The following is a 25,911-nucleotide window of genomic DNA, read 5'->3' on the forward strand; positions in this document are numbered from 1 at the left end:
AAACAAAGAATCCTGCAAATTGCAGGATTCTTTTAATTATTAAATTATTTATAAAATCAACATTATATTGATTTACAATTAGTTATAATTAACTTCTTGTTTAGCTTTCATCATTTGATCAAACTCTTCTTTAGATCCAACAATAATATTATCATAAGCTCTCATACCTGTACCTGCTGGTATACGATGACCTACAATTACATTTTCTTTAAGTCCTTCTAATGTATCAATCTTACCAGCTACAGCTGCTTCATTTAATACTTTAGTAGTCTCTTGGAAAGAAGCTGCAGAAATAAATGATTTAGTCTGTAAAGAAGCTCTAGTAATACCTTGTAAAATTGGCGTCGCTGTTGCAGGCTGCGCGTCTCTTGCTATAACTAGTTGTTTATCTTCACGACGTAAAATAGAGTTTTCATCTCTTAATTGGAAAGCAGATATAATCTGACCTTCTTTTAAGTTTGAAGAATCACCAGCATTTTCTACTACTTTCATTCCAAAAATGTTATCATTTTCTTCAATAAAATCAGATTTATGTGCTAATTGATCCTCTAAAAAGATAGTATCCCCAGAATCAATAATTCTTACTTTACGCATCATTTGTCGTACAACAACTTCAAAATGCTTATCATTAATTTTCACACCTTGTAAACGATATACTTCTTGCACTTCGTTAACTAAGTATTGTTGTACAGCAGATGGTCCTTTAATATTTAGGATGTCATTTGGTGTAACTGAACCATCAGATAATGGCATTCCTGCTTTAATAAAGTCATTTTCCTGTACAAGAATTTGACTAGATAGCTTAACTAGGTATTTCTTAATTTCTCCTAATTTAGATTCTACGATAATCTCACGATTACCTCTCTTAATTTTACCAAAAGATACAACACCATCAATAGCACTTACTACTGCTGGGTTAGAAGGATTACGAGCTTCAAATAATTCTGTAACACGTGGTAAACCTCCTGTAATATCACCAGCTTTTGCAGATTTACGAGGAATTTTAACTAAGATTTTTCCAACCTTAACTTTCTCTCCATCATCAATCATGATGTGCGCACCTACTGGTAGGTTATAAGAACGAATCGCTTCACCTTTACCGTCTTCAACAATAAGTGTTGGTATTAATTTTTTATTTCTAGATTCAGAAATTACTTTTTCTTGGAAACCTGTTTGCTCATCAATTTCAACTTGATAAGTTATACCTTGTTCGATATTTTCATATCTAACTTTTCCAGCAAATTCTGAAATAATAACTCCGTTATATGGATCCCAAGAACAAACAACATCTCCAGCTTTTAAAGGATCTCCATTTTTAACAAAAACGTGAGAACCATAAGGAATATTATTAGTACTTAAGGTAATTCCTGTTTTCTTATCTACTAACTTAAGTTCTGATGTACGAGAGATTACAACATCTACTGCTTTACCATCGTTGTCAGTACCTTTAACAGTTTTTAAATCTTCAATTTCTGCAATACCATCAAACTTAACTACAAGTTTGTTTTCTTCAGAAATGTTACCTGCAATACCTCCAACGTGGAATGTACGAAGTGTTAACTGAGTACCTGGTTCTCCAATAGATTGTGCTGCTACAACTCCAACTGCTTCACCGCGTTGTACCATTTTATTGGTAGCCAAATTACGACCGTAACACTGTGCACAGATACCTTTTTTAGCTTCACAAGATAATGGCGAACGAACTTCTACAGACTCAATTGGTGAATTTTCAATTCTAGCTGCTACAACTTCATCAATTAATTGACCTGCTTCAGCCAAAACCTCTTCACTTAAAGGGTCATATACATCATTTAATGAAATACGACCTACTATACGTGCTTCTAATTTCTCGACAACTTCATCATTTTTCTTAAGCGCAGAAACTTCTACTCCTCTTAATGTACCACAGTCTTCGCTATTAACAATCACGTCTTGTGAAACATCCACTAAACGACGTGTTAAATAACCTGCATCGGCAGTTTTAAGTGCTGTATCGGCAAGACCTTTACGCGCACCGTGAGTTGATATAAAGTATTCTAAAATTGATAATCCTTCCTTAAAGTTAGATAAGATAGGGTTTTCAATAATAGATCCTCCACCTGCAGTAGATTTTTTAGGCTTGGCCATTAATCCACGCATACCTGTAAGCTGACGAATCTGTTCTTTAGATCCACGTGCTCCAGAATCAAGCATCATATATACCGAGTTAAATCCTTGTTGGTCCTCTCTAATACGTTTCATTGACAATTCAGTCAATTCCGCATTGGTAGACGTCCAAATATCAATAACTTGGTTATAACGTTCGTTATTTGTAATTAATCCCATGTTATAGTTACCAGTAACACCATCAACTTTTTGGTTGGCAGCATCAATCATAGATTGCTTTTCTGGTGGGATAATAATATCTCCTAAACTGAAAGATAAACCTCCTCTAAATGCGAAGTTATATCCTAAAGTTTTAATTTCATCTAAGAAAGCTGCAGTTTCAGGTACACTAGTTACTTTTAAAATATTACCAATAATATCTCTTAAAGATTTTTTAGTTAATACTTCATTAATAAAACCTGCAGCTGCTGGAACTTTTTCGTTAAATAAAACACGACCAACAGTAGTTTCAATAATTTGATACACTAGTTCGCCCGCTTCATTAAAGTCCATTGCTCTAACTTTAATCCCTGCGTTTAATTCCACTCTCTTTTCATTGTAAGCAATTGTTACTTCTTCTGCAGAGTAAAATGTTAATCCTTCACCTCTTACTGGAACTTCAGGTGTAGAATACCTGTGCTTAGTCATGTAGTATAAACCAAGTACCATATCCTGAGATGGTACAGTAACTGGAGCACCATTTGCAGGGTTTAAGATATTATGCGATGCTAACATTAACATCTGACATTCTAGTATCGCTTCAGGTCCTAATGGTAAGTGAACAGCCATCTGGTCACCATCAAAATCCGCATTAAATGCAGCACAAGCTAATGGGTGTAATTGGATTGCTTTACCCTCAATTAATTTAGGTTGAAAAGCTTGAATTCCAAGTCTATGTAACGTAGGAGCACGATTTAAAAGCACTGGATGTCCTTTTAAAACATTTTCTAATATATCCCAAACAACTGGTTCTCTTTTATCTATAATCTTTTTAGCAGATTTTACAGTTTTAACAATACCTCTTTCAATTAATTTTCTAATTACAAAAGGCTTGTATAATTCTGCTGCCATATTTTTTGGCAATCCACATTCAAATAATTTTAATTCTGGTCCAACAACAATTACAGAACGTGCTGAATAATCCACACGCTTACCAAGTAAGTTTTGACGGAAACGACCTTGCTTACCTTTAAGCGAATCTGATAAAGATTTTAAAGGTCTGTTAGAATCTGTTTTTACTGCAGACGACTTACGTGTGTTATCAAATAAAGAATCTACAGACTCTTGTAACATACGTTTTTCGTTACGTAAAATAACCTCTGGTGCTTTTATCTCAACTAATCTTTTAAGACGGTTGTTACGGATAATTACACGACGATATAAATCATTTAAATCAGAAGTAGCAAAACGTCCACCATCTAAAGGCACTAACGGTCTTAATTCTGGTGGTATAATTGGCACTACTTTCATTATCATCCATTCGGGACGATTCTCTCTATTTTCATTAGACTCACGTAAAGCTTCTACTACTTGTAAACGTTTTAAAGCTTCCGTTTTACGTTGTTTAGACGTTTCTGTATTAGCTTTATGACGTAACTCGTAAGATAACGTGTCTAAGTCTATTCTAGATAATAAGTCAATAAGACACTCAGCTCCCATTTTAGCAATAAACTTGCTTGGGTCTGTATCATCTAAATATTGATTATCTTGAGGAAGTGTTTCTAAAATATTTAGGTACTCTTCTTCAGTTAAAAAATCTAATTTTTGTAAAGGCTCTCCTTCTTCGTTTTTAGCATTACCAGGTTGAATTACTACATAACGTTCGTAGTAAATAATCATATCTAATTTCTTAGAAGGTAATCCTAAAATGTATCCTATTTTATTTGGTAAAGAACGGAAGTACCAAATATGAGCAACAGGGACTACTAAATTAATGTGTCCTACTCTATCACGACGTACTTTCTTTTCAGTAACTTCAACTCCACAACGGTCGCAAACAATTCCTTTATATCTAATACGCTTATATTTACCACAAGCACATTCGTAATCCTTTACAGGACCAAAAATACGCTCACAGAATAAACCATCACGTTCTGGTTTATGTGTACGATAATTGATAGTTTCTGGTTTTAAAACCTCACCTCTAGATTCTGCTAATATAGATTCTGGTGATGCTAAACCAATCGAGATTTTGTTAAATCTCTGTACTGTATTCTTATCTTGCTTTTTTGCCATAATTCTTATAGTGTTCAGTTTGTAAAGCAGTTTTTAATACATTAAAAACTGCTCAACTCACTTAAAATTATTCTTCTAATCTAATGTCTAATCCTAATCCTTTCAATTCGTGCATTAATACGTTGAAAGATTCTGGTAATCCAGGTTCTGGCATTGGCTCTCCTTTAACGATAGCTTCGTAAGTTTTAGCTCTACCAACTACGTCATCCGATTTAACAGTTAAGATTTCTCTTAATGTTGCAGATGCTCCGTAAGCCTCAAGTGCCCAAACTTCCATCTCTCCAAAACGTTGACCTCCAAATTGTGCTTTACCACCTAAAGGTTGTTGCGTAATTAAAGAATATGGTCCGATAGAACGCGCGTGCATCTTATCATCTACCATGTGTCCTAATTTAAGCATATAGATAACTCCGACTGTGGCAGGTTGATCAAAACGATCTCCTGTTCCTCCATCATATAAATATGTATGACCATATCTAGGGATTCCCGCTTCATCAGTTAACTCGTTAATTTGATCAATTGTAGCACCATCAAAAATTGGAGTTGCATACGTACGACCTAGATCTTGACCAGCCCAACCTAAAACAGTTTCATAAATTTGTCCGATGTTCATACGAGATGGTACACCTAATGGATTTAATACAATATCAACTGGAGTTCCATCTTCTAAGAATGGCATATCCTCTTGACGTACAATACGCGCAACAATACCTTTGTTACCATGTCGTCCTGCCATTTTATCACCAACTTTTAACTTACGTTTTTTAGCGATGTAAACTTTTGCTAACTTGATTATTCCTGCTGGTAATTCATCTCCTACAGATATAGTAAACTTCTCGCGTCTTAAAGACCCTTGTAAGTCATTTTCTTTAATCTTGTAATTGTGAATTAAATCAGCTACAAGCTTATTAGTATGATCATCAGTTGTCCAAGTACCACCAGTTAAGTGAGTATAATCGTCAACAGCATTTAACATTTTTAGAGTGAATTTTTTACCTTTTGGTAAAACCTCTTCTCCTAAATCATTAAATATACCTTGAGATGTTTTTCCGTTAACAATAGTGAAAAGTTTTTCAACTAATACATCTTGTAATTGATCAAACTTCGTAAAGTAAAGATTTTCTAATTTAGCTATATCTTCTTTATCTTGAGCTCTCTTTCTTTTATCTTTAACTGCTCTAGAAAATAATTTTTTATTAATAACTACACCATGTAATGAAGGTGAAGCTTTTAATGAAGCATCTTTTACATCTCCAGCTTTATCACCAAAAATTGCACGTAAAAGTTTTTCTTCTGGTGTTGGATCTGACTCTCCCTTAGGAGTAATTTTTCCAATCAAAATATCACCAGGTTTAACTTCTGCACCAACGCGAATCATACCATTTTCATCTAAGTCTTTAGTAGCCTCTTCAGAAACGTTTGGTATGTCGTTTGTTAATTCTTCATTTCCTAATTTTGTGTCTCTAACTTCAAGAGAATATTCATCAATGTGAATAGATGTAAAAATATCTTCACGAACAACTTTTTCAGAAATTACAATTGCATCCTCAAAGTTATACCCTTTCCAAGGCATAAAGGCTACTTTCATATTTCTTCCTAAAGCCAATTCACCCTTTTGAGTTGCGTAACCTTCAGATAAAACTTGTCCTTTAGTAATTTTGTCGCCTTTTTTAACAATTGGCTTTAAATTAATAGAAGTTCCCTGGTTAGTTTTTCTAAACTTAACTAATGGATATGTTTTAATATCACTATCAAAACTAACTTTAGCATCGTCTTCTGTTCTTTCATACTTGATAACAATCTCATTTGCATCAACATATTGCACAACACCATTTCCTTCTGCATTAATTAAAACACGAGAATCTGATGCTACTTGTCTCTCTAAACCAGTTCCAACAATAGGAGCTTGAGGACGTAACAACGGTACAGCCTGACGCATCATGTTAGATCCCATCAATGCACGGTTGGCATCATCATGCTCTAAAAACGGAATAAGTGAAGCAGATATAGATGAAATTTGATTAGGTGCTACATCTGTATAATGGATATCTTTAGGATCCATTACTGGGAAGTCACCTTCCATACGTGCAATTACCTTGTCATGTAAAATCTTACCGTCTTCATCAACTTTAACAGTTGCTTGAGCAATTAATTTATCTTCTTCTTCTTCGGCACTTAAATAAATAGGTGCTCCTTTAATATCAACAACTCCATCAGTAACTTTTCTATAAGGCGTTTCGATGAATCCCATAGAATTCACTTTAGCATATACCGATAATGATGAAATTAATCCAATGTTAGGTCCCTCAGGAGTTTCAATTGGACAAAGTCTACCATAGTGAGTATAGTGAACATCTCGAACCTCGAATCCTGCTCTTTCTCTTGATAAACCACCTGGACCTAATGCTGACAAACGACGCTTGTGCGTAATTTCTGCAAGAGGATTAGTTTGGTCCATAAATTGCGATAATTGGTTTGTACCAAAGAAAGAATTAATAACAGACGATAACGTCTTAGCATTAATTAAATCTATAGGTGTAAAAACCTCGTTATCACGAACATTCATACGCTCACGAATAGTACGCGCCATACGAGCTAAACCAACACCAAACTGAGAAGATAATTGTTCACCCACTGTACGTACACGACGGTTAGATAAGTGATCAATATCATCAATCTCTGCTTTAGAATTGATAAGTTCAATTAAATATTTAATTATAGTAATAATATCTTCTTTGGTAAGCACTTGCTTATCCATTCCAATATCTAATTGTAATTTTTTATTCATTCTGTAACGTCCAACTTCTCCAAGAGAATAACGTTGATCACTAAAGAATAATTTATCTATAATACCACGTGCTGTTTCCTCATCTGGCGGCTCAGCATTACGTAGTTGTCTATAAATATGTTCAACAGCTTCTTTTTCAGAGTTTGTTGGATCCTTTTGAAGAGTATTATGAATAATTGCATAATCTCCCTGTTGAGCACTTTCTTTATGTAAAAGAATAGTTTTAACGTCAATCTCAAGAATTTCCTCAATATTATCTTTATCTAATTCTGTATCACGATCTAAAACAATCTCATTACGCTCAATAGAAACTACCTCACCAGTATCTTCATCAACAAAATCTTCATGCCATGTATTTAATACACGAGCAGCTAATTTACGACCAATGATTTTTTTAAGACCAGATTTAGAAACTTTAACCTCTTCTGCTAGATCAAAAATTTCTAATATATCTTTGTCACGCTCAAAACCAATAGCTCTAAAAAGAGTAGTTACAGGTAACTTTTTCTTTCTATCAATGTACGCATACATTACTTGGTTAATATCTGTAGCGAATTCTATCCATGATCCTTTAAAAGGAATAACTCTTGCTGAATATAATTTGGTTCCATTTGCATGGAAAGACTGACCAAAAAATACACCTGGAGATCTATGTAATTGAGAAACTACTACACGTTCTGCTCCGTTGATACAAAAAGTACCTGAAGGTGTCATGTAAGGTATAGTTCCTAGGTACACATCCTGGACAATGGTCTCGAAATCCTCATGTTCAGGGTCTGTACAATATAACTTTAACCTAGCTTTTAATGGAACGCTATAAGTTAGTCCTCTTTCAATACATTCTTCAATGGTATATCTTGGTGGATCAATAAAGTAATCTAAAAATTCTAATACGAATTGATTACGTGTGTCTGTAATTGGAAAGTTCTCCATGAAGGTATTGTATAGACCTTCATCACCTCTTTCTTCAGATTTTGTTTCTAACTGGAAAAAATCCTGGAAGGATTTAATCTGAATATCCATGAAATCCGGGTATTCTGTTCTATTTACAATAGACGAGAAATTTAATCTTTCAGCTTGTGTTACTAACATCAATGGACGAAATTTTGATTAAAAAAAAATTATTTTATATAGCTAATCACTATATACGACAAATGGTTTAGGTCGTAAAGCACATGCTTCAGACCTAAACCTTTGTAAAATTATTTGGTAAGCTTACTTAAGCTCAACCTCAGCTCCTGCTTCTTCTAAAGAAGTTTTTAAACCTTCAGCTTCATCTTTAGAAACTCCTTCTTTGATGTTGCTTGGTGCGCTATCAACTAATTCTTTAGCTTCTTTTAATCCTAAACCAGTTAATTCTTTAACTAATTTTACAACTGCAAGCTTAGATGCTCCAGCAGCTTTAAGAACTACATCGAATTCAGTTTGAGCCTCAGCAGCATCACCTCCTGCAGCTGGACCAGCTGCAACAGCTACTGCAGCAGCAGCAGGTTCGATACCATATTCATCTTTTAAAATAGTAGCTAACTCATTTACTTCTTTTACAGTAAGGTTAACTAATTGTTCTGCGAAATCTTTTAAATCTGCCATTTTTCTATCGTTTTAATTTTGTAATTTAATATATAATTGTAATAGTGCCTAATTTATTATTATCCCTCTTTCTGAGATAATGTTTTTAAGATACCTGAAAGTGTCCCACCGCTAGATTTAAGAGCCGAAATAACATTCTTAGCTGGAGACTGTAGTAATCCTACTATATCACCAATTAACTCTTCTCTAGACTTAATGTCTACTAACATATCTAACTGATTGTCTCCTAAGTAAACTGCTTCTTCAATAAAAGCACCTTTTAATAAAGGCTTATCAGATTTTTTTCTAAAAGTCTTTATTACCTTAGCTGGAGCGTTACCAGTTTCAGAATACATCACAGATGTATTTCCTTTTAGTATTGATGGTAAATCTCCAAAATCTCTATCTGAAGCTTCCATCGCTTTTTCAAGTAATGTATTTTTAACAACTGCTAACTTAATGTTTGCTTTGAAACAAGCGCGACGTAAGTCAGAAGTAGTACCTGCGTTTAAACCAGAAATATCTGCTATATAGATATTTGAATTTTCGGCTAATTGTACAGTTAAGTCTTTAATTACTTGTGATTTTTCTTCTCTAGTCATAATATAAAGTTTTTAACTCCTTAACCTATTTTAGTATCCACAGCAATACTAGGACTCATGGTAGAAGACATAAAAATGCTCTTTACATAAACTCCTTTTGCAGCAGTTGGTTTAAGTTTTAATATTGTTGTTAATAATTCGTTTGCATTGTCTTCAATCTTATCAGCAGTAAATGAAGCTTTTCCAATTGAAGCATGAACGATACCAGTTTTATCAACTTTAAAATCAATTTTACCAGCTTTCACTTCTGTTACAGCTTTTGCAACATCCATTGTTACCGTTCCAGTCTTAGGGTTAGGCATTAAACCACGAGGACCTAATACACGTCCTAAAGGACCTAATTTACCCATAACACTAGGCATAGTAATAATTACGTCAACGTCAGTCCAACCACTCTTGATTTTATCAAGGTACTCGTCTAAACCAACATAATCAGCACCAGCTTCTTTAGCTTCAGCCTCTTTGTCTGGTGTTACTAAAGCTAATACTTTAGTATCTTTACCAGTTCCGTGAGGAAGAGAAACAACACCTCTAACCATTTGATTAGCTTTACGAGGATCTACACCTAAACGTATTGCTAAATCTACAGATGCGTCGAATTTAGTGTTAGTAATATCTTTTATTAATACTGAAGCTTCCTTGATAGAATATACTTTATCCTTTTCAATTTTAGCTACAGCTTCTTTTTGTTTTCTTGTTAATCTTGCCATTTTAAAATCTTTTTAGGTTAATTTGGTGCATCACCACCTTTAACAGTTATACCCATAGATCTTGCAGTACCAGCAATCATCTTCATTGCAGAATCTAAAGTAAATGCATTTAAATCTACCATTTTGTCTTCCGCAATAGTTTTGATTTGATCCCAAGAAACTTTTGCTACTTTCTTAACGTGTGGTTCTCCCGAACCTTTTTTCACTTTGGCCGCTTCTAGTAACTGTACAGCAGCTGGTGGTGTTTTGATTACAAAATCAAATGATTTGTCTTTGTAAACCGAAATCACCACTGGTAAAACCTTACCAGCTTTATCTTGAGTTCTAGCATTAAACTGCTTACAAAACTCCATGATATTAACTCCTGCAGCACCTAGAGCGGGTCCAACCGGTGGCGAAGGATTCGCTGCACCTCCCCTGACTTGTAGTTTAACTACTTTTCCTAGTTCTTTTGCCATTTTTAATGAATTAAATTGATGCATTAATTAAGTGGAAGCTTAAAAATGCATTATTATTAGTGTAACAATTATTATATTTTTTCTACTTGCATGTAACTTAACTCTAATGGGGTCTTTCTTCCAAAGATTTTAACCATTACTTCTAACTTACGTTTTTCTTCATTTATATTCTCAATAGTTCCATCAAATCCATTAAATGGACCGTCAATAACTTTAACGGTTTCACCTTTAGTAAAAGGTATCGCCACATTTACATCCGCATCTACAGATAACTCATCCACTTTACCTAACATTCTATTTACTTCAGACTGTCTTAGAGGTAATGGATCTCCACCTTTAGTAGCACCCAAAAAACCTATAACATTTGTAATAGATTTTATAATATGAGGTATTTCTCCAGTAAGATTTGCTTTAATCATTATGTAACCACTAAAGTAAACTTTTTCTTTGTTTACCTTTTTACCATTTCTGATTTGAACAACATTTTCTGTAGGAACTAAAACTTGCTCTACATAATCTTGTAAGCCTAGTCTAGCTATTTCATTTTCAATATAAGCCTTAATCTTATTTTCTTGACCACTTACAGCTCTTACTACGTACCATTTTTTTTCTCCAACTTCCGCCATATCAATCTATCCTATTAAATTAAAGTATAAACTAATTACTTTACTAAAAACAGTATCAATACCCCAAATAGCTAAAGAAAAAATAATAGAAAAAACAGCCACAAGAATAGTTAAACTTTGTGCCTCAGACCATGGTGTCCAAGTAACATTGTTTTTTAACTCTCCAAATGATTCTTTTATATAATTTACAATTCCAGCCATGTTATTTTATTTAATGTCATCCAATGGAGCGGACTCCTTTAATACTATTTAAAAACAAATTTTGCATTTGATTTTAGTTGCACGGGTTGAGAGACTCGAACTCCCGACACCTGGTTTTGGAGACCAGTGCTCTACCAACTGAGCTAAACCCGTAAATATAAATCAAGGCACTTCATAACAAAGTGCCTTAATTATATATATTATAAACTATTAATTAGTCTAAAATTTCAGTTACCTGACCTGCTCCTACTGTTCTACCACCTTCACGTATTGCGAAACGTAATCCAACATTCATTGCGATCTTTTGGATTAACTCAACATGAATAGTTAAGTTATCTCCTGGCATAACCATCTCAACTCCTTCAGGTAACGCTATGTTTCCAGTTACGTCAGTTGTACGAACGTAAAATTGAGGACGGTAATTATTATGGAATGGAGTATGACGTCCACCTTCTTCTTTTTTAAGGATATAAACCTCAGCTTTAAATTTAGCGTGTGGTGTTACTGAACCTGGCTTAACGATTACCATTCCTCTTGAGATTTGAGATTTCTCAATACCTCTTAAAAGAATACCTGCGTTATCTCCAGCTTCACCTCTATCTAATATTTGACGGAACATTTCGATTCCTGTAATTGTAGATGTTAATTTTTCAGCACCCATACCAATAATCTCTACAGGATCTCCTGTATTGGCAATACCAGTTTCGATACGTCCTGTTGCAACAGTACCACGACCTGTAATAGAGAATACATCCTCGATAGGCATTAAGAAAGGCTTATCAACCTCACGTAATGGCTCTTCGATCCATGCATCAACTTGCGCCATTAATTCCATTACTGTATCCACCCATTTTTGCTCACCATTTAAAGCCCCTAATGCAGAACCAGAAACTACAGGTCCATTATCTCCATCATACTCATAGAAAGATAATAATTCTCTAACCTCCATGTCTACTAACTCTAAAAGCTCTTCATCATCAACCATATCCACTTTATTTAAGAATACAACGATTCTTGGGATACCAACTTGACGACCTAATAAGATGTGCTCACGTGTTTGTGGCATAGGACCATCAGTTGCAGCTACAACTAATATAGCTCCATCCATTTGTGCAGCACCAGTTACCATGTTTTTTACGTAATCGGCGTGACCTGGACAATCTACGTGTGCATAGTGACGATTAGCTGTAGAGTACTCTACGTGTGATGTATTAATTGTGATACCTCTTTCTTTTTCTTCAGGAGCGTTATCAATTTGATCGAATGATCTTGCTTCTGATAAACCTGCATCAGCTAATACTTTAGTAATAGCAGCAGTTAAAGTTGTTTTACCGTGATCTACGTGTCCAATTGTACCAATATTTAAGTGTGGTTTTGAACGATCGAAAGTTGCCTTTGCCATGTTTTAATAATTTAATCTTAGTTATATAATAATATTAGTGTATTCTTAATTTGTATTCTTTATTCTGAGCCAATGACGGGAATTGAACCCGTGACCTCTTCCTTACCAAGGAAACGCTCTACCCCTGAGCTACACCGGCTTAAATATTAGAGCGAGAGACCGGGTTCGAACCGGCGACATTCAGCTTGGAAGGCTGACGCTCTACCAACTGAGCTACTCTCGCAATTATTTAAAATCCTTTGTTGTTTAAAATAAACTTTAAAAAAAAGTGGGGAGAGCAGGATTCGAACCTGCGAAGACGTAGTCAGCAGATTTACAGTCTGCCCTCGTTGGCCGCTTGAGTATCTCCCCAATTTTAAACTTTTCACTCTATTAAAGAACTTATGCAAAGTTAAAACAAATAATTATCTATTTTAACTTTATTTTGAGCCGATGGAGGGACTCGAACCCACGACCTGCTGATTACAAATCAGCTGCTCTAGCCAGCTGAGCTACATCGGCTTTTTTCTGCTAATTTTACTTCTAAAAAAAGCCCGCTATTTCTAACGGACTGCAAATGTAAATATTTATTTAATTATTCAAAACATTTTTATGAAATATTTTTAAAATTTTCTCTTAATTTTTGTTTTCGCTTTTTTAATTGCCTTTCCAAAGAGGCTACAGCTATGTCTGCTCCCTCTTCAAATGTCTTACATTGCTTTTTAACAACCAAGCAATCACCTGGCACATTTATTTTTGCTTCAAATATTTTATTAAGCTTAATACTACTCTTTTCTACTTTAAGATAGACTTCTGATTGAATTACTTTGTCATAGTACATTTCAAGTTTATCCATACGTTTTTGGATGAACTCCAATAATTGGGGATTGGCATTAAAGTTTACTGCCTGTGTGTTTACCTTCATACTTTAAAATTTTGTGGTTAAACATTTATTTTTTACTTCTAGGGTGCGCTTTTGCGTATACTTTTTTTAATTCAGCGATACTATTGTGCGTATAAACTTGAGTAGCTGCTAAACTAGAATGCCCTAATAGTTCTTTGACTGCATTTAACTCTGCACCTTGATTTAATAAGTGTGTAGCAAAAGAATGTCTTAGAATATGTGGACTTTTCTTCACCTTAGTTGAAGCTTTACTAAAGTAATCATTTATAATTCTGTAGACAAGAGTTTCATATACTTTAACTCCTTTTTTTGTTAAAAACAAATACTCATTATCTGTAATAGTTTCTAATTTATTTCTTTCTAACTTATAAATATCTACACTATCCATTACCATGTTTAACAAAGGAATAATGCGTTCTTTATTTCTTTTACCTAAAATTTTAATTGTATTATTTTCTAAATCAATATCTTTTAATTTAATGTTTATCAACTCTATACGTCTAATTCCTGTAGAGTAAAATAATTCTATTATTAATTTATTTCTAACACCTTCAAAATCTTGATTGTGGTTAATTTGATCTAGAACTGTATTAATTTCATTTTCTGAAAAGGGGATTTGAACTTTTTTACTTGTTTTTAATGCCTTATGTTTTGAAAGTGGATTTAGCTTTACTTCTTCAATTTTAAGTAGGAATTTAAAGAAGCCATTTAATGCAGAAATCTTTCTATTTATACTTTTGTTGGTTATTCCTTTTTGAACTAAATTAACAATCCAAGATCTAATTTGCGAATAATTTGTTTCTTGAATAGTATTTGTTTCTTCTTCACTAGAAATAAAAGCCATAAAGGATTCTATATCTTTTTTATAGGCATTAACTGTTAGCTGGGAATATTTTTTTTCAAGCAACAGGTAATCTAAAAAGGCTTTTAGTAGCATTAAGCGTATAGTATTTAAGTGTTATAAATATACCTTTTTTGTTTTGGGTATATGTAAAAATAAAAAAACCACTAACTAATTAGTGGCTTTTTTTTATTAATTGAAGCTATTTATAAAGCTTCTTGATCTCTTAAATGTTGTACATATTGAGCTTTCTGAATTTTAGCTCTATTTTCTATTGACGGTTTAACAAATTGCTTACGACCTTGTAAAACTCTTCTTGTTCCCGTTTTATCAAACTTACGTTTGTAGCGTTTTAATGCTCGTTCTATATTTTCTCCGTCCTTTATTGGAATTATTAACATAGTGTCTTAACCTCCTCTCTTTTAAAATTTTGAGGCGCAAATATAATTAGTTATTTATATTTTACAATAAAAAAAATTGCTTTTTATTGTTTAAAAAGTGTGGAACGTTTAGTTAAATCCTTAATTAACTTTTCATCTTCTTCACTTTCTAGTAATGTATTGTAGTTTTCCCAAAATGTTTTATCGTAAGGTTTTATAGAAAAAATATCCGAATCCCAGTCTTGGTTTAAAGCTGCTTGCACTTGTTCTTGATCTTGAATTATCTCAGTAAACAAAATTTCTTGTACTGTATAATAAAACCGTTCTTCTTTATTAAAAAGCGCTTCCTCTTCTTTATCAATTTTACCTACTGGCTTATAACCAACATTGACAAGTTTTGGAGTTTCGTAATAGATATAATTTGGATACATTCTATCTTGATATTCCATGTAGGATATAACTAGTTTATGGTTTATTTGCGTATCAAATAAGGTTTTACTTCTACTTTTTTGCGCATTAGATCCTGCTTTTAATTGATATTCAATTTTTTTAATTGCAAAATTATCCCAATAAATGTACATCCAACCTTCTGCAATATAACCTTCGTTATAAATGCCTTCTGTGTCTAAACCAACAAAATCCTCACTTTTATCTATCTTAATTTTATAAATTTTTCTTTCATTATCAACTAAAATCGTATCCAATTTAAATTGATGTGTTGCTAACACATCTTTACCTAACAATGCTTTTGGACTTTTAGAATTACGTACTAAATTAAGTTTTCCTTTAAATAAATTATCTAAACCATTTACTCTAGTATCATTCCATTTAATAGACTTTATTAGTGATGATTTAGCGATAGTATCTCTTCGTAAATTTTTAGGTTTTAAATTAACATTGGCATTATATTTTAAATATGTAGCATATGAAAACAAACTATCTACATCACGTAAATCGTAACTTTTCCTGACCTGATCTACGTTTATTTTAAGATTATCTTTTCCTCCTGTGACATAACTAGAATCATCATACAAAGTAATTGCACTTTCAACCAACCATTTAAATTGTTTTTTATTTCGCTCTTTATGTCTAATAAAACCTTTTTGTAAGTATGGTAATTCTGGAAGGTTGTTTTCTAATTTTTCTAGCGCTCTAAGTACAATATCATTTCCAGTTTTGGGTCTGTTTTCTGCGATAATCAAAATTTCATCTAAGGATGCTACATCTTCCTCTAATAAAATATCAAACTCGTTATCAAACTGATCTATTGTTGTTTTGTAGCTTTTAAAACCAATTGAAGAAATGATAATGGTATCCTTTTCGTACGTTTTAGGCACTAATAACACAAACTTACCATCTGCATTTGTAATAGTACCAATTGTTGTGTTTTGAATATAAACACTTGCGTTTTCAATTGGCATCATACTCATAAAGTCGACAACTTTATTTTTTAATTCGGTTTGTGCCACAGCAACGCTTCCTACTAGTAAAAATATTATAATTACTGTGGATTTGATCTGAGTCAATTTCATTTTAAATACTTTTAAATATTATTTGTTAGCAGAAACATAATCTTTTTAAGGATTACTATTTTAGCGAAAATAAACATTTATTTTCGCTAAAAAGCTAATCAAATTATTTTGTAGCTAGCTTATAATCCTTACCATCGATTACCATTTTAGCGATAATCTTGAATAATTTTCGCTAAAAAGCTAATTAAATTATTTCGTAGCTGGCTTATAATCCTTACCATCGATTACCATTTTAGCGATAATCTTGAATAATTTTCGCTAAAAAGCTAATCAAATCATTTTGTAGCTGGCTTATAATCCTTACCATCGATTACCATTTTAGCGATAATCTTGAATAATTTTCGCTAAAAAGCTAATCAAATTATTTTGTAGCTGGCTTATAATCCTTACCATCGATTACCATTTTAGCGATAATCTCTCTTAAGATTTCGGAAGTACCACCACCAATTGGTCCAAGCCTACTGTCTCTTAATAGTCTTGCTAATGGATATTCTTCCATGTAACCATAACCACCTAAAAACTGAAGACAATCGTAAATAACCTCGTCTGCTACTTTTGTAGATTTTAATTTAGACATCGTAGCTTCTTTTACTACGTACTCACCTTTTCCTAATCTATCTGCAATTGTATAGTTAAATGTTTTACAGATTTCTACTTCAGTAATATGGTCTGCTAAACGGTGTCTTAATGCCTGAAAACGGTCAATTGTTTTACCAAAAGCTGTACGCTCTGACATGTATTGCATCGTGTAATCCAAAGCAAACTCTGCTCTAGCATGTGCATTTACACCCATAATTAAACGCTCTGTCGCAAAATGTTGCATGATGTATGCAAACCCTTTATTTTCTTCTCCCATTAAGTTAGATGCTGGAATTGTTACATTATCAAATGCAATCTCTCCAGTGTCTGATGCTCTCCAACCTAATTTATCTAATTTAGTTGCAGACACACCAGGCGTATCTCTATCAATTAAGAAAATACTAATACCCTTATTACCTATTTCTGGATTTGTTTTTGCTGCAACTACTAAATAATCACTGTATACTCCGTTTGTAATAAATGTTTTTGATCCATTAATTACATATGTATCTCCTTTTTTAACAGCTGTAGATCGCATTCCTGCAACATCACTACCTCCAAAAGGTTCTGTAATACAAAGACATCCAATCATGTCTCCAGTAATACTAGCTGTTAGATATTTTTCTTTTATGGCATCACTACCTTCTGCTTTTAAATGCGTCATTGCTAAATAGGCATGTGCCCACATTGCTGCAGCAAAACCAGCTGAGTTGATTTTTTGTAATTCTTCTAGCAAAATAACCATATAGAAAATATCTAAATCCATTCCGCCATATTGCTCTGGGTAACTAATACCAAAAAAGCCCATATCGCCAAATTTTTTCCAAATAAAGCGTTCTATACTTCCTGTTTTTTCCCATTTATCAATATGAGGTACGACTTCTTTTTTTAAAAATTCGCATAAGCTTTCTCTAAATAAATTATGCTCTTCACTGAAGTACATATTTTCCATAATACGTTGTGTTATTGTTAAGTTCTAATCTAGACGTAAAGATAACTTAATTATCTCTAATTTATTAACAGGAAAACCGTTAACTTTTGTTAATTCGTCAATGGACTTAAACCCATCACGCAAGGTGCGTTCTTCAATTATACTGTGTGCTACCTCATAATCAATATACTTAATAGTCACCAACTGCTCTTTAGTTGCTGTATTTAATGCAATTTTAGTAATTGCTCTTGGTGTTTTAATACTAAAATCCGATTTAATATTATCTATAACCTCTGGCGTTAATCCGTATACTTGTTGCAACTCAATAAACGAGTGAAATCCATTAATTTTATTCCTAAATTTAATGATACGTTCAGAGTATGACGGTCCTATGCCATATACTTTTTGTAATTGTATCGCTGTAGCGGAATTTAAATCAAGCTTCTGCGCTTCGGTTTTTACTGTTTTTGAATAACCTGTTTTAAAATTAGCCTGCTTTGGCTTTGGATTTGTTACCCAATCAGGAAATTTAAAAAAAGGCGAAATTTTGTTCAATACCGAATCGGATACCTTAGTAACGTCTTGAAATTGTTTTACAGAATTAATCCATTTGTCTTGCTTTCTAAAAGCTAACAATCTATCAATCTCTTGATTGCTTAATCCTAAAGTGTAACCTTTATAATCTGTAATAAAATTTGGATTAAAGGGATAAATCTTTGGCTTACGTTTTTCTAATTGAATTGCTTTAAGCGAGTCTATTTGTTTAACAAATGCAATAACTTCTGTATCATTTGAAGCAAAATCAGGATTTGTATCCATCAATTTTGGTAATACAAAGTGATAAAAACTTTGCACAACAATCAAAATTAATAGCAATAAAAAAATCCCACTTCGTTGTTTTTTAGAAAACTGGAAGTGGGATTTAAAAGTCATTATAATGTTTTTTATATTTTACATTTCATCAACTAAATCTGTTGCACCATCTTCAATTGCATCTTCTTTTTTGTTGATAGCATTCATATACTTAGTAAGCTCCTTTTTAATAACTGGAGATAACATAACTACACCAATAATATTTGGCACTACCATTGCAAAAATCATAGCATCAGAGAAGTCAATAACAGCTCCTAAACTAATCGAAGCTCCTACAACAACAAATAATAAGAATAAAATTTTATAAATTAAATCTGTGATTTTTCCTTTTCCGAATAAGAAAACCCATCCTTGCATACCATAATATGACCAAGAAATCATTGTACTAAAAGCAAATAAAATAACTGCTATTGTTAACACAATTGAGAAGTGAGGAATAACCGTATCAAAAGCTGTAGCTGTAATCTCTACACCTTCTTTAATTTCTACTCCATATTCCATAAAACCACCATCAAAGTTTGTAATAACAATTACTAATGCTGTCATTGTACAAATTACAACTGTATCTACAAAAGGCTCTAATAAAGCAACAATACCTTCACTTGCTGGATATTTAGTACGTACAGCAGAGTGTGCAATTGCTGCAGACCCTACACCAGCTTCATTAGAGAATGCTCCACGACGTACACCTTGAATCATTACTCCAATAACACCACCTAATCCTGCTAATGGTGTAAATGCACCATTAAATATCGCCATAAACGCATCATCAATTAACGTGAAGTTAGCAAACAATATAATTAGTGCTGCTAATACATAAATACCAGCCATAAATGGCACTACTTTTTCTGTTACTGATGCAATACGCTTAATACCTCCAATAATTACAATAGCTACCAATACAGCCATTACAATACCAAAGTACATTCCTGCATTTTCTCCTGTAAGATTAAATAATTTTGTAAACTGAGCTGCTGCTTGATTGGCTTGGAACATGTTACCACCTCCAAAAGATCCACCAACTACAAATATTGCAAAAAGCACAGCTAAAACTTTACCAATTCCACCTGCTCCTTTTTCTTTTAATCCTTTAGTTAGGTAGTACATTGGTCCACCATATACTGTTCCGTCTTCACCTACATCTCTATACTTTACACCTAAAGTACACTCGGCAAACTTAGATGCCATACCTAAAAGACCTGCAATAATCATCCAAAATGTTGCACCTGGACCACCAATTGATAGCGCTACTGCAACACCTGCAATATTACCTAAACCTACTGTAGCAGATAATGCTGCTGTTAACGCTTGGAAGTGAGACACTTCTCCATCTGCACCTTCAGCCTTCATTGTTTCAATAATGTCTCCTCCTGGTGTTTGATCTCCATATAAAGAGTCTACACCATGTTTTTCAATATCTTCATATTTACCTTGTACTACCTTAATTGCAGTTCTAAATCCAGTAAAATTGATAAACTTGAAATAAATTGTAAAAAATAAAGCACCTCCAATAAGAACAATTAATACCCATGGAATTCTTATAGTATCTGTAAAAGGAATTTCAGAGAAAATACCTTCAACAAACCAACCTGTATATTTTTTAAAGATAGCGTCTATATTATCTGCTGTACTATCTTGAGCAAAGGTTAGCAATGGTAATATTAATGTAAACATCGAGAGAAGATATTTCTTCATAATTTATTTATTTGTTAGTTAATTTTAAGTTAAGATTAGCAAGATGCAAAAAAATGCTGAATTTTTAAAAGAATTCTTGTTAAATACATTAATTAGTCTAAACTAAAAACAGTGTTTAGTTTTTGGATTTGTTCTGGTCGTCCAAGGACAATAACTTTAGAGTTAGGCACTAATTTTAATTCGGCTTCAGGATTTACAATATACTCGCCATTACCATCCTTAAAACCAATGACTGTACATCCTGTCTTATGACGCAAGTCTAAGTCTTTAATAGTCTTGATTCCTGTTTTAGGATCGTAAAGTTTTTCTACTTGTACTTCTTCAATATTAATATTACTTTCTCCTACTATAGCTAGATTATCAATAAACTCTATTAAATCTGGTACAACCACTAAGGAAGCCATATGATCACCACCAATACGATCTGGTAAAATCACGTTATTGGCACCAGCTAGCTTTAATTTTTCGTAAGAAGTTTCTTGAGAAGCACGACTTATAATGCGTAAATCATTTTTCATTTGTCTTGCAGATAATACCACAAATAAATTATCTGCATCATTTGGTAAGGCAGAAATTAAGGTGCTTGCTCTAGTGATTCCAGCTTGTAATAAAATTTCATCTTCATTAGCATTACCTAAAACAAAAGGTGTGTTTTCGTCTTCAAATTTTTCAATAATCTCTTTGTTTCGTTCTATAATTACAAAAGGTTGCTTATGCGCCAATAATTTGGTTGCAGCTTGTTTACCGTTTCGACCAAAACCACATATAATAATATGGTTATTTAGTGCATCAATTTTTTTCTGCATTTTCTTTTGTTTTAGTTCTTCAATATTATTTTTACTTAAAATAAATTCGGTAATAATAGTTAAAGCATAACCTACAATTACAACACTGTTTAAAATTAAAAATATTGTAAAAATTTTAGACTTATCGTCTAAAGGTTGCACCTCTCCAAAGCCAACAGTAGTTATAGTTATTACTGTCATATAAAAAGCGTCCACCCAAGTGTAGTGAGACATAAATCTAAAGCCAATAACACCAATAACTAATAGTATAATTAATAATGCAATTGCAGTATATATTTTAGATCTGTAAAGCGTAATTAGTGGGTTAGTCATAATTTAAAGGTCAAACACAGATGAGCGTTTAGTGTATACAATATCTTTTATGCGCATCCAAAATGCTAAAAATAAGTACAACGCAAAACCAAAACCTAGTGTTGCAAAGGTTAAATACATAAACGTGGTGCGCACCACTTTGGCTCTAATACCCAAACGATCTGCAATACGCTGACAGACGTGATAGCCTCGTTTTTGAAAATAGTGTAGCTGTTTATATAAAAATTGCATACTGCAAGATAATTAATTTTGTGCAAGTATAGTATTACCAATTGCACATTTTAAGCAACGGTTTGTATCGCAATATAAATTTTTAAGCTGAATAACTGCTTGACTATCCAACGCTGATCCGGAAACCACTTTTAAGCTAGCAAACTTATCTACTATTCCGTTTTTTTCTGGTTTTAGTTGTTGCATTAAACTAACAATCTCTTCCTCAATAGATTTACCTTGTTGTTTTGCATAACAAAATTTAAGCGGAATGATTGTGTTTATTAATAACAGATCCACAAAAGACTTTGTAATTTGCTTTTTTCTAGTTGAAGATACTTTGTCAAACGTATAATGCGACTCCCAAAATGGTGAGGTTGACACCGAAAATAATTTATAAATATCCGCAACACTATCCGAAGCAATAACTTTTGAGAACACGTTTTGGTGCAAATGGTATACATTGGCTAATTGTGACAACCTAATCGTAGGAAAATTTGGTGGACGCAGTCTAAAAAACTGAAACGGACTAACACTAGCATTATCAATTTTAAATTTTTGTTTTAAAAACGCATAATCTTTTTGTAGTGCAATATAATACGCCTCCTGAATATCCTGATCCAATAAACCTGCTTGACCAAAAAACAAAGCTTCTAAACTTTGTAAATTACTTTGCTGTTTTCTAACGACCGAAAAATCAAAACTATTAGCCAAACTAAAAAAAGCGTCGTCATTAACTTTAAGACCAAAATTTTTAGCAAGTAATTTAAACAAAACAGCTTCCCAGTTATTATTAGAAGTTTTTAATATCGCTTCAATAGCTTTTGCTTTACTCTCTAAACGCTCAAAAAACAAACGCTCTAACCAATTTGTGACAACAAAAGGAGTAACATTAGTAATCGTGTTTTCGCAATTAATCCAAGTTTGTTTACTATTAAATAACTTAGCATAATTATTTAAAGCCACTTGTGATACATAATTTTTAAGCTGGATGGTTGGGATTTCTGAGTTGTCTTTTCTAAAAACAGGTGTGTCATGCTCCCAAACAACATGTAAAATTACATTATCGTAATTTGGATCAACTTCATGATTATGCACGTACCAATCGCTAGATTTACTATGGATCTCGACGTTGCCAGCCCATAATTGACCAGCAATTATAAGTTGCGCATTAAAAAAATCTGGACCAGTATGATAATTATGTGTGCCTACATTTTGGATAACAACTTGCTCTCCTTTTGTGGTCTGGAGATTTAAGGTTTCAAATTTTTTAAGTTTCCAGAGATAGTGTAAAAAATCTTCTTGCATGGCTTAAAGTTACACTTTTTTATGTAAGAAAAATACGTAGTTATACGTATTGATTTCTAAACTTAAAACTATTAACTTGACTGAACCTTCGATAAAGCAAATTAAAAACTTGTCTTATCTATATGTTGCACATCATAAACACAAACCGCTAACCAATGATAAAATTTTTTAGAAAAATTAGACAAAATTTACTTTCAGAAGGAAAACTGGGAAAGTACATTAAATACGCAATCGGAGAAATAATACTTGTAGTTATTGGAATTTTAATTGCATTACAGATTAACAATTGGAATGAGAACCGAAAGCAACAATCTGAAATTATAGATATTTACAACCAGATTGCACTTGATTTAGATAATGATATTAGCGAGTTTTCAAGCGTTATCAAATATTACGACTCTATTAAACCCATTTATGATGCTGTCATTTTAGATACTAGAACAGTAGATTTATTAGACGATGGATTATCTAGAATAATGGCTGGAGGTCCAATAATTAATATGAATAAAGGTGGTATTGAACGCTTAAAATCAATCGCTTCAAAAGATAGTTTATCGTTGCACTTAATTGAATTATATGATACTTCAACAACCCTTAACACTATAGAGAAAAAAATTTCTGACGAATGCTACCAAGTTGTAAATATATTTAGAGATAATTACAAGTGGTATCCAGAATGGATAAGCAAAAGAATAACAAAAGATAATAGCAGTGAAGAGCTGCAAGATTATTTTGTAAATAGTCAAGAATATAGACGTTATGTTATAAGTAGTTACCAGAAATTATACAATGCTTATCTTCCAAATTTGCAATTCGGAATAGTTGAATTTAAAAATATAAGAGCAGCTATTTTAAAACGAATAGATAAATAACCAAACCACAACATATAAATAATTATAGCTAATTTGATCGCTAAATCACGCTACTAAACCTACACAAACACACTTAGTAAATCAATTAAAACCTTTAACTTCGCTTAACAGACCATAATATAGCCATCTACTAGTATTGAAACGCGCTAAACTAATACTACCCATAATTGTCATCGCTCAATTTTGCTGTACCTCACTTTGGTTTGCAGGTAATGGTGTGATTAATGACATGGTCCTAAATTTTAATTTAAAGCTTAATGCTTTAGGGCATTTAACATCTGCTGTACAATTTGGATTTATTATTGGAACACTAGTATTTGCTATTTTAACAATTGCAGATCGCTTTTCGCCATCCAAAGTGTTTTTTATAAGCGCCTTGTTTGGAGCAACCTTTAACTTAGCTATTATCTGGAATGGACATACTTTAACAAGCTTATTACTGCTTCGGTTTTTAACAGGTTTTTGTTTAGCTGGTATCTATCCTATTGGTATGAAAATAGCAACGGACTACTTTAATACAGGTTTGGGTAAATCGCTTGGTTTCTTGGTTGGCGCTTTAGTGCTTGGTACTGCTTTTCCGCATTTATTAAAAGATTTTACAAGTAGCTATCCATGGAAGTCTGTATTAATTACAACATCCACACTTGCTGTAATTGGAGGTTTATTAATTTTATTTTTAGTACCAAATGGTCCTTATCGTAAACCTAGTTTACACACTACTTTTAAAGCGTGTTTTACAATCTTTAAAAAACACAACTTTAGACATGCTGCTTTTGGTTATTTTGGTCACATGTGGGAATTATATGCGTTTTGGGTTTTTACACCAATAATGCTTAAACAATATAGTATTAACCATAGTATTGCAGATTTAAATATTCCGTTATTATCTTTTTTAATTATTGGATTAGGAGGTGTTGCCTGTATTATAAGTGGCTATGCTGCACAACGTATTGGGACTAAAAAGACTGCTTTTATAGCATTGCTATTATCTTGTATTTGTTGTTTACTATCGCCTTTACTATTTACAGTAACCTCAACAAATATATTTGTTGGTTTTTTAATGTTTTGGGGAATGGTGGTCGTTGCTGACTCACCATTATTATCGACTTTAATTGCTGAAAGTGCAACACCACAACTTAAAGGCACCTCACTTACTATTGTAAATTGTATTGGTTTTACAATCTCTATAATAAGTATACAATTATTAACTGCTTTAATTGAAACGACTACTTCCAACGGAATTTATGTGATTTTAGCTTTAGGTCCAATTTTGGGTTTACTTGCTTTAAGTGGTAAAAAGAAACCTACTATTAGCCAATAAACAAAAAATCCCAATACTAATTGCTGTATTACTACACACAATCCGTATTGGGATACTTTTAAAATAAGCGACTTATTTTATTTGGTAACTTGTATTATTTGATGTCTACCACTTCTAAATCAAAAACAAGATCTTTACCAGCTAATGGATGGTTTGCATCCAAAACGATAGTTTCTTCTTTAACTTCTACTACCATTAAGTTAGTCTCGCGACCATCTTGTGTTTTAGAAACTAATCCCATACCTACTTCTGGCGTCATATCCTGAGGTAAATCTGCTTTACTTACTTCTTGAATTAAAGCTGGATTAACATCACCATAAGCTTCTTCTTTAGCAATTGTGATGGTCTTTTTTTCGTTTAATTTCATATCAATAACTCCTTTTTCAAAACCAGGAATTAATTGTCCTTGACCTAAAGTAAACTCTAAAGGCTCTCTTCCTTCAGACGTATCAAAAATTTGTCCATCAGATAATTTACCTGTGTAATTTACTTTAACTGTGTTGTTTTCTTTTACTTGATTCATACTACATTATAAATTTTAAAACGTACGTTTTGCATAATTTTTATGCTGTAATTATTATAGTTTAAACGTACTGACAGGTTAAACGCTAAAACCAAGCCAAACCCTACAC

General features: G+C 32.8%; 22 protein-coding genes and 5 tRNA genes. 2 read left to right on the plus strand and 25 right to left on the minus strand.

Annotation, left to right across the window (positions count from 1 at the left end; genetic code table 11):
* Positions 1–78: 78 nt before the first annotated feature.
* The 24 genes from rpoC to JM82_RS09100 form a co-directional block, all read right to left on the minus strand.
* A complete protein-coding gene (gene rpoC / locus JM82_RS08985; RefSeq protein ID WP_145002530.1) occupies positions 79–4,380 on the minus strand; it encodes a DNA-directed RNA polymerase subunit beta' in 4,302 nt (1,433 codons plus the stop codon).
* 67 nt (positions 4,381–4,447) lie between these two features.
* Positions 4,448–8,260 (minus strand): DNA-directed RNA polymerase subunit beta, encoded by a 3,813-nt coding sequence (rpoB, locus tag JM82_RS08990; RefSeq protein ID WP_145002533.1) that lies wholly within the window; start codon positions 8,258–8,260, stop codon positions 4,448–4,450.
* 123 nt (positions 8,261–8,383) lie between these two features.
* Positions 8,384–8,758 carry a 50S ribosomal protein L7/L12 gene (gene rplL, locus JM82_RS08995; RefSeq protein WP_028283615.1) on the minus strand — a complete coding sequence of 125 codons (375 nt, stop codon included), beginning with the start codon at positions 8,756–8,758 and terminating at the stop codon, positions 8,384–8,386.
* Between the two features lie 59 nt (positions 8,759–8,817).
* Entirely contained in the window at positions 8,818–9,339 is a 522-nt protein-coding gene (gene rplJ, locus JM82_RS09000; protein WP_145002536.1) for a 50S ribosomal protein L10, read from the minus strand.
* A 20-nt stretch (positions 9,340–9,359) separates the two neighbouring features.
* A complete protein-coding gene (gene rplA, locus JM82_RS09005) occupies positions 9,360–10,049 on the minus strand; it encodes a 50S ribosomal protein L1 (RefSeq protein WP_145002539.1) in 690 nt (229 codons plus the stop codon).
* Between the two features lie 17 nt (positions 10,050–10,066).
* On the minus strand, positions 10,067–10,507 hold the full coding sequence (gene rplK, locus JM82_RS09010) for a 50S ribosomal protein L11 (RefSeq protein WP_028283618.1): 441 nt from the start codon (positions 10,505–10,507) through the stop codon (positions 10,067–10,069).
* 71 nt (positions 10,508–10,578) lie between these two features.
* Entirely contained in the window at positions 10,579–11,133 is a 555-nt protein-coding gene (gene nusG, locus JM82_RS09015; RefSeq protein ID WP_028283619.1) for a transcription termination/antitermination protein NusG, read from the minus strand.
* A gap of 6 nt (positions 11,134–11,139) precedes the next feature.
* A complete protein-coding gene (secE, locus tag JM82_RS09020) occupies positions 11,140–11,334 on the minus strand; it encodes a preprotein translocase subunit SecE (RefSeq protein WP_028283620.1) in 195 nt (64 codons plus the stop codon).
* A gap of 80 nt (positions 11,335–11,414) precedes the next feature.
* Positions 11,415–11,487, minus strand: a tRNA-Trp gene (locus JM82_RS09025).
* Between the two features lie 61 nt (positions 11,488–11,548).
* Positions 11,549–12,736 carry an elongation factor Tu gene (gene tuf / locus JM82_RS09030; protein ID WP_028283621.1) on the minus strand — a complete coding sequence of 396 codons (1,188 nt, stop codon included), beginning with the start codon at positions 12,734–12,736 and terminating at the stop codon, positions 11,549–11,551.
* Between the two features lie 67 nt (positions 12,737–12,803).
* Positions 12,804–12,875 (minus strand) — tRNA-Thr (locus JM82_RS09035).
* Between the two features lie 11 nt (positions 12,876–12,886).
* Positions 12,887–12,959 (minus strand) — tRNA-Gly (locus JM82_RS09040).
* Positions 12,960–13,005: 46 nt separating this feature from the next.
* Positions 13,006–13,087 (minus strand) — tRNA-Tyr (locus tag JM82_RS09045).
* 76 nt (positions 13,088–13,163) lie between these two features.
* Positions 13,164–13,237 (minus strand) — tRNA-Thr (locus tag JM82_RS09050).
* 88 nt (positions 13,238–13,325) lie between these two features.
* A complete protein-coding gene (gene hpf / locus JM82_RS09055; RefSeq protein ID WP_145002541.1) occupies positions 13,326–13,640 on the minus strand; it encodes a ribosome hibernation-promoting factor, HPF/YfiA family in 315 nt (104 codons plus the stop codon).
* 25 nt (positions 13,641–13,665) lie between these two features.
* Positions 13,666–14,556: a tyrosine-type recombinase/integrase gene (locus JM82_RS09060; RefSeq protein WP_145002545.1), complete on the minus strand. Its 891-nt coding sequence runs from the start codon at positions 14,554–14,556 to the stop codon at positions 13,666–13,668.
* Between the two features lie 110 nt (positions 14,557–14,666).
* Positions 14,667–14,861 carry a 30S ribosomal protein S21 gene (gene rpsU, locus JM82_RS09065; protein WP_145002548.1) on the minus strand — a complete coding sequence of 65 codons (195 nt, stop codon included), beginning with the start codon at positions 14,859–14,861 and terminating at the stop codon, positions 14,667–14,669.
* A gap of 83 nt (positions 14,862–14,944) precedes the next feature.
* The gene (locus tag JM82_RS09070; RefSeq protein ID WP_145002551.1) at positions 14,945–16,372 is read right to left on the minus strand and encodes a carboxypeptidase-like regulatory domain-containing protein; all 1,428 of its coding nucleotides are present in this window, start codon (positions 16,370–16,372) and stop codon (positions 14,945–14,947) included.
* 361 nt (positions 16,373–16,733) lie between these two features.
* A complete protein-coding gene (locus JM82_RS09075) occupies positions 16,734–17,903 on the minus strand; it encodes an acyl-CoA dehydrogenase family protein (protein WP_145002554.1) in 1,170 nt (389 codons plus the stop codon).
* A gap of 24 nt (positions 17,904–17,927) precedes the next feature.
* Positions 17,928–18,815: a ComEA family DNA-binding protein gene (locus JM82_RS09080; RefSeq protein ID WP_145002557.1), complete on the minus strand. Its 888-nt coding sequence runs from the start codon at positions 18,813–18,815 to the stop codon at positions 17,928–17,930.
* An 18-nt stretch (positions 18,816–18,833) separates the two neighbouring features.
* Positions 18,834–20,450, minus strand: coding sequence for an alanine/glycine:cation symporter family protein (locus JM82_RS09085; RefSeq protein ID WP_145002560.1), 1,617 nt, complete (start codon positions 20,448–20,450; stop codon positions 18,834–18,836).
* Positions 20,451–20,542: 92 nt separating this feature from the next.
* Positions 20,543–21,568, minus strand: coding sequence for a potassium channel family protein (locus JM82_RS09090; protein WP_145002563.1), 1,026 nt, complete (start codon positions 21,566–21,568; stop codon positions 20,543–20,545).
* A 3-nt stretch (positions 21,569–21,571) separates the two neighbouring features.
* Positions 21,572–21,799 carry a PspC domain-containing protein gene (locus tag JM82_RS09095; RefSeq protein ID WP_028283630.1) on the minus strand — a complete coding sequence of 76 codons (228 nt, stop codon included), beginning with the start codon at positions 21,797–21,799 and terminating at the stop codon, positions 21,572–21,574.
* A 12-nt stretch (positions 21,800–21,811) separates the two neighbouring features.
* On the minus strand, positions 21,812–23,086 hold the full coding sequence (locus JM82_RS09100) for a DUF2851 family protein (protein WP_145002566.1): 1,275 nt from the start codon (positions 23,084–23,086) through the stop codon (positions 21,812–21,814).
* Between the two features lie 155 nt (positions 23,087–23,241).
* On the opposite strand from JM82_RS09100, the gene JM82_RS09105 reads away from it, so the two are divergent.
* Both JM82_RS09105 and JM82_RS09110 read left to right on the plus strand, forming a co-directional pair.
* Positions 23,242–23,958, plus strand: coding sequence for a DUF6090 family protein (locus JM82_RS09105; RefSeq protein ID WP_145002569.1), 717 nt, complete (start codon positions 23,242–23,244; stop codon positions 23,956–23,958).
* Positions 23,959–24,094: 136 nt separating this feature from the next.
* A complete protein-coding gene (locus tag JM82_RS09110) occupies positions 24,095–25,279 on the plus strand; it encodes an MFS transporter (protein ID WP_145002572.1) in 1,185 nt (394 codons plus the stop codon).
* Positions 25,280–25,373: 94 nt separating this feature from the next.
* Here JM82_RS09110 and JM82_RS09115 read toward each other — a convergent pair whose 3' ends face one another.
* The gene (locus JM82_RS09115) at positions 25,374–25,802 is read right to left on the minus strand and encodes a peptidylprolyl isomerase (protein ID WP_028283634.1); all 429 of its coding nucleotides are present in this window, start codon (positions 25,800–25,802) and stop codon (positions 25,374–25,376) included.
* Positions 25,803–25,911: the final 109 nt, after the last annotated feature.

The organism is Olleya sp. Hel_I_94, assembly GCF_007827365.1.
In the GTDB taxonomy this organism is placed as follows: Bacteria; Bacteroidota; Bacteroidia; order Flavobacteriales; family Flavobacteriaceae; genus Olleya.

Bases quoted from the DNA above. Each gene is read 5' to 3' on its own strand.
- rpoC (WP_145002530.1), bottom strand. From the start codon at position 4,380: ATGGCAAAAAAGCAAGATAAGAATACAGTACAGAGATTTAACAAAATC.
- rpoB (WP_145002533.1), bottom strand. From the start codon at position 8,260: ATGTTAGTAACACAAGCTGAAAGATTAAATTTCTCGTCTATTGTAAAT.
- rplL (WP_028283615.1), bottom strand. From the start codon at position 8,758: ATGGCAGATTTAAAAGATTTCGCAGAACAATTAGTTAACCTTACTGTA.
- rplJ (WP_145002536.1), bottom strand. From the start codon at position 9,339: ATGACTAGAGAAGAAAAATCACAAGTAATTAAAGACTTAACTGTACAA.
- rplA (WP_145002539.1), bottom strand. From the start codon at position 10,049: ATGGCAAGATTAACAAGAAAACAAAAAGAAGCTGTAGCTAAAATTGAA.
- rplK (WP_028283618.1), bottom strand. From the start codon at position 10,507: ATGGCAAAAGAACTAGGAAAAGTAGTTAAACTACAAGTCAGGGGAGGT.
- nusG (WP_028283619.1), bottom strand. From the start codon at position 11,133: ATGGCGGAAGTTGGAGAAAAAAAATGGTACGTAGTAAGAGCTGTAAGT.
- secE (WP_028283620.1), bottom strand. From the start codon at position 11,334: ATGGCTGGAATTGTAAATTATATAAAAGAATCATTTGGAGAGTTAAAA.
- tuf (WP_028283621.1), bottom strand. From the start codon at position 12,736: ATGGCAAAGGCAACTTTCGATCGTTCAAAACCACACTTAAATATTGGT.
- hpf (WP_145002541.1), bottom strand. From the start codon at position 13,640: ATGAAGGTAAACACACAGGCAGTAAACTTTAATGCCAATCCCCAATTA.
- JM82_RS09060 (WP_145002545.1), bottom strand. From the start codon at position 14,556: ATGCTACTAAAAGCCTTTTTAGATTACCTGTTGCTTGAAAAAAAATAT.
- rpsU (WP_145002548.1), bottom strand. From the start codon at position 14,861: ATGTTAATAATTCCAATAAAGGACGGAGAAAATATAGAACGAGCATTA.
- JM82_RS09070 (WP_145002551.1), bottom strand. From the start codon at position 16,372: ATGAAATTGACTCAGATCAAATCCACAGTAATTATAATATTTTTACTA.
- JM82_RS09075 (WP_145002554.1), bottom strand. From the start codon at position 17,903: ATGGAAAATATGTACTTCAGTGAAGAGCATAATTTATTTAGAGAAAGC.
- JM82_RS09080 (WP_145002557.1), bottom strand. From the start codon at position 18,815: ATGACTTTTAAATCCCACTTCCAGTTTTCTAAAAAACAACGAAGTGGG.
- JM82_RS09085 (WP_145002560.1), bottom strand. From the start codon at position 20,450: ATGAAGAAATATCTTCTCTCGATGTTTACATTAATATTACCATTGCTA.
- JM82_RS09090 (WP_145002563.1), bottom strand. From the start codon at position 21,568: ATGACTAACCCACTAATTACGCTTTACAGATCTAAAATATATACTGCA.
- JM82_RS09095 (WP_028283630.1), bottom strand. From the start codon at position 21,799: ATGCAATTTTTATATAAACAGCTACACTATTTTCAAAAACGAGGCTAT.
- JM82_RS09100 (WP_145002566.1), bottom strand. From the start codon at position 23,086: ATGCAAGAAGATTTTTTACACTATCTCTGGAAACTTAAAAAATTTGAA.
- JM82_RS09105 (WP_145002569.1), top strand. From the start codon at position 23,242: ATGATAAAATTTTTTAGAAAAATTAGACAAAATTTACTTTCAGAAGGA.
- JM82_RS09115 (WP_028283634.1), bottom strand. From the start codon at position 25,802: ATGAATCAAGTAAAAGAAAACAACACAGTTAAAGTAAATTACACAGGT.